Raw genomic sequence first — 12,417 nt, 5'->3', positions numbered from 1 at the left:
CCCGCGCCGGCGCGGGGAGAGGTGGGTCAGCGGCGCCGAGCCTGGTTGCGCTCGTACACCAACCGAAGACCCTCCAGCGTCAGGTCCGGTTCGTACTGCTCGATCGACGTCGAGTCCGCCATGATCAACGGCGCGCTGTCCCCGGTCGCGACCACCACCACGTCGGGTCCGTCGAACCCGGGGACCTCCCGGCGCACGCGCGAGACGATGCCGTCGACCAGCCCGGCGAACCCGAACACCGCGCCGGACTGCATGGCCTCGACGGTGTTCTTGCCCAGAACGCCACGCGGACGGAGCAACTCGACCTTGCGGAGCGCCGCCGACCGCGACGCCAGGGCATCCATCGAGATCTCGAGGCCGGGCGCGATCGACCCACCCAGGAACTCACCCTTGGCGGACACCACGTCCACACAGGTCGACGTACCGAAGTCCACGACGATGCACGGGGCGTCGTACAGATGGTGGGCGGCGAGGCTGTTGACGATGCGATCGGCGCCGACGTCCTTCGGATTGTCCACCAGCAGAGGCACTCCCGTACGCACTCCGGGTTCGACGACCACGTGCGGAACGTGAGACCAGTAGCGCCCCAACATCGTTCGCAGTTCACGCAGCACGGAGGGCACCGTCGACAGCGCGGCCACGCCCGTCACGGTCTCGGCGTCGACCCCGAGCAGGCCGCGGAACGTGAGGGCGAGCTCGTCCGCCGTCATCGACGCGTCGGTCCGCAGGCGCCGCTGGCGCGTCAACTCCGCGTGCGTGCCGCTCCCCGTGAACACCCCGAGAACGATGTTGGTGTTACGGACGTCGACGGTGAGCAGCACGGGGTCAGACCGGAGACGTGGCGCGCGTGAGGGTGCGCGGGGAGATCAGCCCGGAATCGGCCGGGGTGTCCGCCGGGTCGACACCGAGCTGGACGGCGCGGTTGTTCTCGTCCACGAAGACCACGTTGGGGGCGTAGTCCAGCACTTCCTGCTCGTTCAGGATGCCGTACGCGATGATGATGACCAGATCACCCGGGTGCACCAGATGCGCTGCCGCACCGTTGATCGCGATCACGCCCGAGCCGCGCGTGCCCTCGATGACGTAGGTCTCGAGGCGCGCGCCGTTGTCGATGTCGACGATGGTCACCTGCTCGCCCTCGATCAAGTCGGCCGCGTCGAGAAGATCGGGATCGATGGTGATGGACCCGACGTAGTGCAGATCGGCGTGCGTCACCGTCGCTCGGTGGATCTTCGATGTCATCATCGTGCGGAACATGGTCGGTCCTGTTCTTCGGAAGCTGGGTTGAAGCCGGTGCCGAGCGCGACGCCGACGTTGTCGATGAGCCTGGTCGAACCGATGCGGGCCGCGACGAGCAGCCGCCCGTCTCCCTCGGCTGGCGGGTCACGCAGGTCCGCGCCTCGCAGTTCGAGATAGTCCACGTCGATCTCGGGGACCGAGTCGAGCACGGAGCGGGCGGCCGCCAGCACCGCGTCGTTGCCGCCGGACGCCGCGTGCGTTCCCGCCACGAGGGCGGCGGACAGGGCGACCGCGATCGCTCGCTCCTCCTCACCGAGGTACCGGTTGCGGGAGGACAGCGCCAACCCGTCCGATTCCCGCACCGTCGGCACTCCGATCACCTTCACACCCAGGTTCAGGTCCTGCACCATCTGATGCACGAGAACCAGTTGCTGGTAATCCTTCTCGCCGAAATAGGCCGCGTGCGGTCCCACGACGGAGAACAGCTTCGCGACCACGGTGAGCATGCCGGCGAAATGGCCGGGCCGAGTGGCGCCTTCGAGCTCGTCACCCACCGGGCCGGGGTGCACGGTGGTCCGCCGACCGTGCGGGTACATCGCCGCGGCGGAGGGAACGAACGCCACTTCCACTCCGGCCCTGCGCAACACCTCGAGATCCGCGTCGAGCGTCCGGGGGTACGCGTCGAGATCCTCACCCACACCGAACTGCAGCGGATTGACGAAGATCGACACCACGACGGTGGCGCCGCTGCGCTTGGCGATGTCGATGAGGTGCACGTGGCCGGCGTGCAGGGCACCCATGGTGGGTACCAACGCGATTCGGCGACCCGCGGCGCGCAGCGCACCGGTCACCGCCGACACCACGGCCGGCTCGTGATGCACGGTCAGTTCACCCGGCGTGAAACTGCCGGTGAGGTCGATCGTCGACGCGGTCACGGTCGTTCCGCCAACATCGACAGCAGATCGGCCGAGGCGCCGGCTCGTTCGGCCGTGCGCAACGACAGCGCGCGGTACCCGGCGGCGATGCGCGGATCCACCTCCGCCAATGCGTCGAGATGCCGCGAGACGGTCGAGATGTCCCCGCGCGCAACAGGTCCCGTCAAGGCCGACTGTCCCCGGCGCAGCGCGTTGTCCAGAGCCGCGGACAGCAACGGCGCGAGCACTCGCTCGGGAACACCGTTGGGACTGTCCTCGACGAGAGCCTGACCGAGCAGTTCCTGGTGCGCCAGGGCCTCGCGCAGCGCCTCGACGGCGTCGACCACCACGGTGACCAGATGATTGCTGCCGTGTGCCAACGCGGCGTGATACAGCGTGCGGGCGTCCTCGCGGACGCGCACCGGCTCGCCGCCGATCTCGAGCACCAGGGCCTGCGCGATGGCGTATCCGATGTCGTCCGCCGCGGTGATCCCGAAGCACGCCGTCGCGAGGCGGTCGGTGTCCTCGTCGCCGCCGGCGAAGGTCATCGCCGGATGCACGGCCATCGGCACCACGCCGCGGCCGGTGAGCGGAGCGAGAACGCCGATTCCGTTGGCACCCGAGGTGTGCATCACCAGCGTGCCCGGAGACACGGCGCCGGTGTCGGCGAGGCCCCGAACGATGGAGGCGAGTTCCTGATCCGGGACCGCGAGGACGAGCAGTTCGCTGCGCTGAGCGACTTCGGACACGTCGAGCACGGCGGCATCGGGCAGGCGCCGCGCAGCGCGATCGCGGGAGGCGTCGGAGACGGCCGCGCAACCGAAGACCACGTGGCCGACGCGTTCGAGGGCCTGGCCGAGGGCGGTGCCGACTCGACCGGCCGAGACCACGCCGACGGACAGGCGTGCAGGTGCTGGATCGGTGGTCACCGATGTCCTCTCGTTCGTTCCAGTCCCGCGTGGCGGGTACCGGACGTTCTGAGCCACCTTAGCGCCGGGGACGAGCACCGTGCCATGCGACACCGGTCACACCGGCGCGGTGATCAGTCCGCTCGACGACGGCGGCGTCCACCACCGGCCGCACCCTCGGCGGAACCCATTCCCGCCAGGATGTCGGCGACCGATCGGCCGCTCGAGTGCGCGCCACCGGCGGGTTCGGAGACCGCGACCGGCGCGTCGTCGTCGGGGCGTCGTCGACGGCCGCCGGTGCCGGCGGGAACGAACTCCGGCGTTGCCGATTCGGCGTCGGGATCGAGAAGGGGTTCGGGCTCGGAGAGCGGCTCCGGCTCGGTGAACGGCGGCTCCGGCTCGGTGAAGGGCTCCGGGGCGGGCGGCGCGGGCTCGGGGGTCGGCACCGGTCGCGGTTCGGGGTCGGGCTGGGGCTCGGGGTCTGGCTGGGGCTCGGGGTCTGGCTGGGGCTCGGGCTGAGGTTGCGTCGGGATCGTCTCGCCGTACGGTGCGCGATCGTCCGGGTACTGGTCCCCGAAACCACTGCTGTTCCCGAAGCCACTGTGCTCGCCGAACCCACTGTGCTCGCCGAAACCACTGTGCTCGCCGAAGCCGTCCTGGTCGCCGGACGTGTGGAACACCTGCGGGTTGTCGTACCCCGGCTGCTCGTCGCCCTGATCCTCGAACAAGGTCGGTTGCTCGCCGGCGGCGTCCGAAGCGGCTTCGTCGGACTCGGCCTCGTCCGATCCGGAGACACCCGGTGCGGGTGCGTCGGGTCGGGCGTCCCGCGGCGCGAATCCCTCGCCCGCAGACCACCCGGCCGACGGAGCGAAACGTCCGTCGGCCTCGAACTCGCCGTGGATGACCGAGGTCTCTGCGGTGACCGGCTCGTCGAACGGACCGGCGAAGCCGACCCGGTTGTACGCGGGATCGGGGGCGTACGACGGGGGCTGGCGACGGGCCGCGCCCGGAACGTACAGACCGCTCGCAGCAGGCTCGTACCCGCTGTACGACCGGTCCTGCAGTTCCCGCATCCGCTGCGCCTGACCGGCGATGGCCGCGCGATCGTCCGGAAGTTCGCCGTCGAACAGCATCTCGAGGCTGCGCCGCAACGACGCCAGTTCGGCGCGCAGGGCGCGCATCTCGTCCGCGTCCGCGCCCATCTCGTGGCGTACGCGACTCTCGACGCCCAGCTCGTACTCCCGACGCGCCGCGATCTCGCGCTCGAGCTGCAACTCGTACACGGTCTGCAGGTCCCGCGCCTTGACCTGGTCGGCCGCGGCGTCGCGCCGGTACTTCGTCATCGCGAACGCACCGACGATGGCCGCCCACAACGCGGCGACGATGCCGACGCGCAGAAGCGGCACGCTGTCGCTGACGATGAGAACGATGCTGGCCACGACCCCCAGCAGCACCAGGGCCGCGAGCGTCGTTTGACTACCACTGCGCTTCGTGCGACGGGTCGCCTTGTTTCGACTGGTGTCCGTCATGAGTCCCAGGGTAACGGCTCGGGAGGCTGTTCCTCCTCACCAAACACTCGAAACGGCCTGCGGGTTCCGTTTCCCGATCACCCCTGCGGCCCGGATCCGACCTCCCCGACCCGACACTCAGGCGGTGGGCGCGTCCGGTCGGTCGTCCGGTGTCCGGCAGCAATGCTCGAGCCACAACGCGGACCCCGCCGTCACCACGCCGGCCACCAGACCCACCACGGCACCCGGCGTGTCGGCGGCCGCCGCGACCACGGTGTCGCGCATCGGCAGCACGTGCACGAGCAATCCCACCCACACGCCGGCCGCCGCCGCACCCACCAGGCCCGACGCCTTGGCCAGGGCCACCGAGCGCGCCACCGTGATGGGGTGGAGTTGCCCCGGTCCCGGACCGATGCGTCCGGACCGCATTCGACTCCGCACCATGACGGCCATCGCGATCAGGATCACCGCGACCGGGTACAGCGACGCACCGGCGATCAGCGACACCGGCGGAAACGATCCGTACAGCGAGCGGGCGAGGATCCACGTCGCCACGGCGGCGATCACCGCGAGGCTCAGCAGGTCCCGGATCCGGGTGGGTGTCATCCTTCGCAACCCGAACCGCAGCGCACACTCCACTCACGTTCGACGAGTCGCACACCCGCACGCTCCGCCGCCGGCAGATCGGCGAGCACGCGGTCCACCCGAGTTCCGTTCAGTTCGGCGTCCGGCTGGACGTCCAACCAGGGGATCAGCACGAACGCCCGCTCCCCGGCGTGCGGATGCGGGAGACGCAGCTCCGGATCGTCGCTGCGCACGGGGACCGACGACCCGTCGACGACGTCCCACACGGCGACGACGTCCACGTCCAGCGTCCGCGGACCCCACGTCCGAACCCGCACTCGGTGCGCAGCCTGCTCGAGCTCCTGACCTCGCCGTAGCCACCCCCAGCTGTCCACGCTCGGGTCCTCGACGAGCAGCGCGGCGTTCAGGAAGTCCTGCTGCTCGACACCACCCCACGGCGCCGTGCCGTACAGACCGGACACCGCGATGACCGCGGACCCCAGATCACGCACCACCGAGCGCAACGTGTTCTCGCTGTCGCCGACGTTGCTGCCGATCGACAGGACCGCGCGCGACATCTACGCCCTTTCCCGGGTGACGACGACGGCCACGTCGGAGAACGTCAGGGGAATCGGGGCAAACGGCTTGTGCAGCGTCACCTCGACCTTCTCCACTCGCGGATCGGCCAACACGCCGTCGGCGATCTCCACCGCCACCGTCTCGATCAGATCCCGCGGTGGCCCGGCGATCACGGCTGCCGCCGCCTCGGCGAGTTCGCCGTAGTGCGCGGTCTTCGTCAGATCGTCGGACGCGGCGGCCGCGGCCAGATCCATGTGCACCACCAGATCGACGACGAAGTCCTGTCCGTCCCGCTTCTCGAATTCGAAGACTCCGTGATGGCCGCGAACCGTCAATCCGCGCAACTCGATTCGATCGCTCACGTCTGCCCTTCCGTCGTCGGTGTGGTCCACTCCCCGAACACCGCCAGGGCGTCCAGGGATCCCTGCGCATCGTGGACGCGCACCCCCCACGCACCGGCCGCAGCGGACAGGACGGAGACGGCCGCCGTCGCCGCATCACGCTCGATCGCGGGTCGGGCGACCCCGTCGCGGGCGAGCAGTGAGCCCAGGAATCGCTTGCGCGACGCCCCCACGAGCACGGGAAACCCGGTGTCCACCAACCTGTCCAGGCTTCGCAGCAGGTCCCAGTTGTGGCGGGCGTTCTTGGCGAAACCCAGGCCGGGATCGAGCACCAGGGAATCGGCGGACACGCCGGCGGCCATCACCGCATCGACACGGCGGAGCAGACCGGTCCGCACCTCCTCGACCACGTCGACGTAGCTGTGTTCCTCGGCCGAACCGGGCCGATGAGTCCAGTCGTTCGCGGAGCGCCAGTGCATCAGCACCCACGCCGCTCCGGAGTCGGCGACGACCGACGCCATGCGGGGATCCGCGCGCCCGCCGGACACGTCGTTGACGATCTCGGCGCCCGCCTCGATGGCCGCCTCCGCGACGGACGCACGCATCGTGTCGACACTGACCCGCACATCGTGCCGCGTGAGGGCGGCGACCACGGGCGTGACGCGGGCCGCCTCGACGTCGGGGTCCACGCGATCGGCGCCGGGCCGGGTGGACTCACCGCCGACGTCGACGATGTCGACTCCGAGCCGGTGCAGATCGAGCCCGTGCCCGACGGCCGCATCGAGGTCGAGGTACTCGCCACCGTCGGAGAAGGAATCCGCGGTGACGTTGACGACGCCCATCACGACGGGCCGGGACGGGCGAGGCAGAACCACCGGTCCGGAACGCGTCGACATCACTTGCGCAGGATCAGATCCAGCGCTTCGGCCCGAGAGACTGCGCTGGACTGGAGCACCCCGCGCACCGCGGAGGTGGTGGTGCTCGCCCCCGGCTTGCGGATACCGCGCATCGCCATGCACAGGTGCTCCGCCTCCATCACGACGATGACGCCGCGCGGTTCGAGCTTGCGCATCATGGCGTCGGCCACCTGGGTGGTCAGCCGCTCCTGCACTTGAGGTCGCTTCGCGTACAGATCCACGACGCGAGCAAGCTTCGACAGCCCGGTGACCCGTCCCGACTTCCCCGGGATGTACCCCACGTGCGCCACTCCGTGGAAGGACACCAGGTGGTGCTCGCAGGTCGAGTACATCGGGATGTCGCGCACCAACACGAGCTCACGATGCGACTCGTCGAACGTGGTGTTGAGAACCTCGTCGGGCTCGGTGAACAAGCCCGCGAACACCTCGCGGTACGCCCGCGCGACGCGAGCCGGAGTGTCGGCGAGGCCCTCACGTTCGGGGTCCTCCCCCACGGCGATCAACAGCTCGCGGACCGCGGCCTCGGCACGTTCCTGATCGAACGTGCGGCCCGAGATCACCGAGCGCGGTTCGGCCCGGTCACCGGTGTTCGTGTCTTCTTCGGTGCTACTGACGGACACCAACGGTCCCTTCGACGGGGGCTCTCGGCCCTGACGTGGATATATGCCTACGACGCGTGGGCGAACCGACGCGTGGGAAGAACTACCGCGGTTCCGGCCCGTCCCACTTCTGGGTCGGCGGATTCGACGGCAGGTCCCGCTCGCCGCGATCGTCCACACCGTCGCTCGGAGGCTGGTACTGCCCCTCCGGGTTCTGCGGATTGCGGTAGCGAGGTTCCGGCTGCGGGACCTCGCCGTAGGGCTGGAAGTCCTGCGGCTCCTGGTAGCGGGGCTCCTGATACGGCTCCTGGTAGGGCTGCGGCTCCTGATACGGCTGCGGTTCCCGGTAGCCCTGCGGACCCTGATAGCCCTGCGGTTCCCGGTAACCCTGCGGTCCCTGGTAACCCTGCGGACCCTGGTAGCCGCGCGGCTCCTGGTACGGCTGCGAATCCTGGCCACCGTTGTCCGGGCGGTACGCCCGATCCGGAGCGGGGTAGCGCGGATTGTCGGCGTCACGGGGCGGCCACCCGGGGGCGGACCAACCGGCGGGAGCGCCGTAGTCCGGAAGCGAACTCGAGCGCGGGCCGCCGTTCTGGTACCCACCGTTCTGGTACCCACCGTTGCGGTAGCCGCCGTTCTGCTGGCCGCCGTTCTGCTGGCCACCGTTCTGGTAGCCACCGTTCTGGTAGCCGCCGTTCTGCTGGCCGCCGGCGCCGTACCCGTTCTGCACGCCACCGTTCTGGCCGCCACCGTTGTACGAGCCGCCGTTCTGGCCACCGTTCTGCGAACCCGCACCCGAGTACGTCGGTTCCTTCACCACGGAGACCGGCGGCCACGGCTCACCGCGCTCCGCGGCCAACTCGCGCGGCGTCTTCACCGGAGGCTTGGTCGACGGAATGCGGTCGCCGAAATCGTTGAACGCCGTGATGCGCGGACGCTTCTCGACTCCGGTGAAGATCTTCTCGAGGTCCTTGCGGGTGAGCGTCTCGTGTTCGAGCAGCTCGGTCGCCAACTCGTCCAGCACGTCGCGGTAGTCGTTGAGGATCGACCAGGCCTCGGTGTGAGCCGCCTCGATGAGGTTGCGCACCTCGCCGTCGATCTCACGGGCGACCTCGTGCGAGTAGTCGGACTGCTGTCCCATCGAGCGACCCAGGAACGGGTCGCCCTGCTCCTGGCCGTATCGGACGGCACCGAGCTTGCTGCTCATGCCGTACTCGGTGACCATCGCGCGGGCGATCTTCGTGGCCTGGTCGATGTCGGACGACGCGCCGGTGGTGGGCTCGTGGAACACGAGCTCCTCGGCCGCGCGGCCACCCATGGCCATGACCAGCCGGGCGATCATCTCCGACCGCGTCATCAGACCCTTGTCGTCCTCCGGCACCGTCATGGCGTGACCGCCGGTGCGGCCTCGGGCCAGGATGGTGACCTTGTAGACCGGCTCGATGTCGGGCATCGCCCACGCGGCCAGAGTGTGTCCACCCTCGTGGTACGCGGTGATCTTGCGCTCGTGTTCGCTGATGATCCGGCTCTTGCGACGCGGTCCTCCGACCACGCGGTCGACGGACTCCTCGAGCGCGGCGTCGGTGATGATCGTGGCGTTCTCGCGGGCGGTGAGCAGCGCTGCCTCGTTGATGACGTTCGCCAGATCGGCACCGGACATGCCCACGGTCCGCTTCGCCAGACCCTCGAGGTCGGCGTCCTGCGCGACGGGCTTGCCGGCGGCGTGCACCTTGAGGATCGCGCGACGACCCGCGAGATCGGGAGCACCCACCGGGATCTGGCGGTCGAAGCGACCGGGACGCAGCAGAGCCGGGTCCAGGATGTCGGGGCGGTTCGTCGCGGCGATCAGGATGACGCCGGTGCGCTCTCCGAAGCCGTCCATCTCGACGAGCAGCTGGTTGAGGGTCTGCTCGCGCTCGTCGTGACCGCCGCCCATGCCGGCACCGCGCTGGCGGCCGACGGCGTCGATCTCGTCGACGAAGATGATGCAGGGGCTGTTCTGCTTGGCCTGCTCGAACAGGTCGCGCACACGCGAGGCACCGACACCGACGAACATCTCGACGAAGTCCGAACCGGAGATCGTGAAGAACGGCACCCCGGCCTCACCGGCGACAGCCCGAGCGAGCAGGGTCTTGCCGGTTCCGGGAGGGCCGTAGAGCAACACGCCGCGCGGGATCTTGGCGCCGAGCGCCTGGTAGCGCGCGGGGTTCTGCAGGAAGTCCTTGATCTCGTACAGCTCTTCGACGGCCTCGTCCGCACCGGCGACGTCGACGAACGTCGTCTTCGGCATGTCCTTGGTGAGCTGCTTCGCCTTCGACTTGCCGAAGCCCATGACGCCACCGCGGCCACCGCCCTGCATGCGAGCCATGAGGAAGATGAACAGACCCAGGATGATGATCATGGGCAGCAGGAAGATGAGGATCGAGCTCAGCCAGCTGTCGGTGGTGACCTCGGTGTCGAAGCTCTGGGCTCCCGACGCGGCGACCTTCTCGTAGATCTGTTCCGACACCGCGTCCGGGTACTGCGCGATGATCTGGGTGCTGCCGTTCGTCGCGTCCGTGGCGGCGTTCAGAGTCAGCCGGACCTCTTGCTCACGGTCGTGGATCTCGGCGGACTGCACGTTCCCGTCGTCCAGCTGCGCGACGGCCACGGACGTGTCGACCGTCTCCCAGTCGCGAGTGTCGTCCGAGAAGTAACTGAAGGCGAAGATCACCAACAGAATTGCGGCCACGATCGCCAGGTTGCGGAACAGTGTCTTGCGGTTCATACAGCGTCGCCCTCGATGGCAGTGAAATGTGCGTACAGGCTCCGGACGTGTCTCACCTACAGGTGGGACCCCCGAACTGTCAGGTTACCGCGAATGCGGACCCGGCAGCAGAAGCGTTCCTCCGGCCAACGAACCGTGAGGGCCATTCGGTTCCCGACGCCGCGGCGGTTCCCTACCCGGCGTCGGCGACCGTCCGCGCCCACGGGCGCTCCGTCTCGAGCTGCGCGGCCAGGGCGAGCAGCATCGCCTCCGACCCCGGTCGGCCCGCCATCTGCACGGCCGTCGGGGTTCCGGAATCCGGGTGGAGCCGGGCGGGCACGCTGATCGCGGGCCAACCGAGCAGGTTCCACACGGCCGCGAACGGCGCATACCGAACGTTGGCGACCAGGTTCGACGCCCACCCGCGCCGGCTCCAGCGCGCCGCCGCGATGGGCGGCTGCGCGAGGGTCGGGGTGAGGACGACATCGCGATCGGCGAACCACTCGTCCATGCGTCGTTCCAGGTCCGCGATCTGCTCGGGCCGCACGTAGCGTTCGAGCCGACGGCCGACGGCGATGTGGCGACGCGATCGCTTCTGCAGGGCCTTCGGATCGAGTCCCTCGGCGTCCGCGGCAGCACCGGCGGTCCACCGGGCGAGCTGTCCGAGCGGGCTGGCCGGGTAGGAAAGCTCGGCGGTGGCCACCGTGTGTCCGAGCCGAGCGAGGATGCGTCCGGATTCCTCGGTCACCGCGGCGAAGTGTCGATCGACCCGAACGAGGGGCGACGGCGTACCGGTGGCGATCCCGACGCGCAGCGACGCGGGCGGATCGACGTAGGCGAGCGACGGGTCGCCCGCCATGACCGAGAGCATCAGGGCGGCGTCGCCGACGGTGGTGGTCAGCGGGCCGTTCTCGGCCATCCCGTACCAGGAGTCCGCGCCCAGATCCGACGGGACGAGCCCGCGGCCGGGCTTGATGCCCACCAGGCCGCAGTCGGCGGCCGGGATCCGGATGGAGCCCATGCCGTCGTTGCCGTGGGCGATCGGAACCATGCCCGACGCGACGGCGGCGGCCGATCCGCCGGACGAGCCACCGGGAGTGCGGTCGGGGTTCCACGGATTGCGGGTCACGCCGCGGGCGTCGTCGGTGGTGCCCCACATGCACAGCTCGGGCACCGCGGTGAGTCCGACGACCACGGCCCCGGCGGCGCGGAGTCGGCCGACCACCGGGTGATCGGCGGCGGACGGTTCCGTGGACGTGGCCCGGGAGCCGTTGCGCATGGGGTACCCGGCGACCTGGACGTTGTCCTTGATCGCGACCGGCACCCCGGCGAGCGGGAGGGCCGCGCGGTCGGCGCGAGTGGCGACCGCATCGGCTTCACGCAGCACCTCGTCGGGCCGCACCACGACGAAGGCACGCACCGCGTCGTTCTGCGCGGCGATACGGTCGAGCGCCTCGGACGCGACGGCGGCAGGTTGGAGGATTCCGGCGCGGACGTCGTCGGCGATCTCCTGCGCGGTGCGAGCCATGTCAGCCTCCGTAGACCTTCGGGTCCAGCAACCCGATGTAGGGAAGATCCCGGTACCGCTCGTCGTAATCGAGTCCGTAGCCGACGACGAACTCGTTGGGGATGTCGAAGCCGACGTTGGCCACCTCGATCTCCACCTTCACCGCGTCGGGCTTGCGCAGGAGAGTGACCACCTCGAGCGAGGCGGGCTGCCGGGTGGCGAGGTTCTTCTTGAGCCAGGACAGGGTGAGCCCGGAGTCGATGATGTCCTCGACGATCAACACGTGCCGGCCGTGGATGTCGCGGTCGAGATCCTTGAGGATCCGCACGACGCCGGAGGACGACGTCGACGATCCGTAGGAACTGACCGCCATGAACTCCAACTGACACGGAATGGGAAGTGCGCGTGCGAAATCCGTCATGAACATGATCGCGCCCTTGAGGACTCCGACCAGCAGCAGGTCGCCTTCCGGCGCGCCGACGGGATACCGCGCGGCCACCTCCTCGGCGAGCTCCGCGACACGCTTGTCGATCTCCTCCTCGGAGATCATGATCGATGCGATGTCGCCCTCGTACACGAGTGTCCCTTCGGTAGC

General features: G+C 69.5%; 13 protein-coding genes. All 13 read right to left on the bottom strand.

What is annotated here, in order from left to right; all coding sequences use genetic code 11:
* Positions 1-26: 26 nt before the first annotated feature.
* Positions 27-821, bottom strand: a complete 795-nt coding sequence (locus ACY466_RS02525; RefSeq protein ID WP_463249586.1) for a type III pantothenate kinase — start codon at positions 819-821, stop codon at positions 27-29.
* Positions 822-825: 4 nt separating this feature from the next.
* Entirely contained in the window at positions 826-1,257 is a 432-nt protein-coding gene (panD, locus tag ACY466_RS02520) for an aspartate 1-decarboxylase (protein WP_463249584.1), read from the bottom strand.
* Complete coding sequence (panC, locus tag ACY466_RS02515) at positions 1,242-2,174, bottom strand: pantoate--beta-alanine ligase (RefSeq protein WP_463249582.1); 933 nt, start codon at positions 2,172-2,174, stop codon at positions 1,242-1,244. Before panC ends, panD begins: the two co-directional genes overlap by 16 nt.
* Positions 2,171-3,082, bottom strand: a complete 912-nt coding sequence (locus ACY466_RS02510; protein ID WP_463249580.1) for a Rossmann-like and DUF2520 domain-containing protein — start codon at positions 3,080-3,082, stop codon at positions 2,171-2,173. The genes panC and ACY466_RS02510 overlap by 4 nt, the downstream gene beginning before the upstream one ends.
* Positions 3,083-3,195: 113 nt before the next feature.
* Positions 3,196-4,590, bottom strand: a complete 1,395-nt coding sequence (locus ACY466_RS02505; RefSeq protein WP_463249578.1) for a DUF6779 domain-containing protein — start codon at positions 4,588-4,590, stop codon at positions 3,196-3,198.
* A gap of 117 nt (positions 4,591-4,707) precedes the next feature.
* Positions 4,708-5,175 (bottom strand): DUF3180 domain-containing protein, encoded by a 468-nt coding sequence (locus ACY466_RS02500; RefSeq protein ID WP_463249576.1) that lies wholly within the window; start codon positions 5,173-5,175, stop codon positions 4,708-4,710.
* Entirely contained in the window at positions 5,172-5,711 is a 540-nt protein-coding gene (gene folK, locus ACY466_RS02495; RefSeq protein WP_463249574.1) for a 2-amino-4-hydroxy-6-hydroxymethyldihydropteridine diphosphokinase, read from the bottom strand. Before folK ends, ACY466_RS02500 begins: the two co-directional genes overlap by 4 nt.
* The gene (folB, locus tag ACY466_RS02490; protein ID WP_463249572.1) at positions 5,712-6,074 is read right to left on the bottom strand and encodes a dihydroneopterin aldolase; all 363 of its coding nucleotides are present in this window, start codon (positions 6,072-6,074) and stop codon (positions 5,712-5,714) included.
* Complete coding sequence (folP, locus tag ACY466_RS02485) at positions 6,071-6,949, bottom strand: dihydropteroate synthase (protein WP_463249570.1); 879 nt, start codon at positions 6,947-6,949, stop codon at positions 6,071-6,073. The genes folB and folP overlap by 4 nt, the downstream gene beginning before the upstream one ends.
* Positions 6,949-7,590, bottom strand: coding sequence for a GTP cyclohydrolase I FolE (gene folE, locus ACY466_RS02480; RefSeq protein WP_463249569.1), 642 nt, complete (start codon positions 7,588-7,590; stop codon positions 6,949-6,951). Before folE ends, folP begins: the two co-directional genes overlap by 1 nt.
* An 82-nt stretch (positions 7,591-7,672) precedes the next feature.
* Complete coding sequence (gene ftsH / locus ACY466_RS02475; RefSeq protein WP_463249567.1) at positions 7,673-10,336, bottom strand: ATP-dependent zinc metalloprotease FtsH; 2,664 nt, start codon at positions 10,334-10,336, stop codon at positions 7,673-7,675.
* 172 nt (positions 10,337-10,508) lie between these two features.
* On the bottom strand, positions 10,509-11,843 hold the full coding sequence (locus ACY466_RS02470) for an amidase (protein WP_463249566.1): 1,335 nt from the start codon (positions 11,841-11,843) through the stop codon (positions 10,509-10,511).
* 1 nt (position 11,844) lies between these two features.
* Complete coding sequence (gene hpt / locus ACY466_RS02465; protein ID WP_463249564.1) at positions 11,845-12,399, bottom strand: hypoxanthine phosphoribosyltransferase; 555 nt, start codon at positions 12,397-12,399, stop codon at positions 11,845-11,847.
* Positions 12,400-12,417 lie beyond the last annotated feature (18 nt).

The sequence above is a fragment of the Rhodococcus sp. K11/5 genome, assembly GCF_055193735.1.
This window is presented reverse-complemented; position numbering and strand designations above follow the sequence as displayed.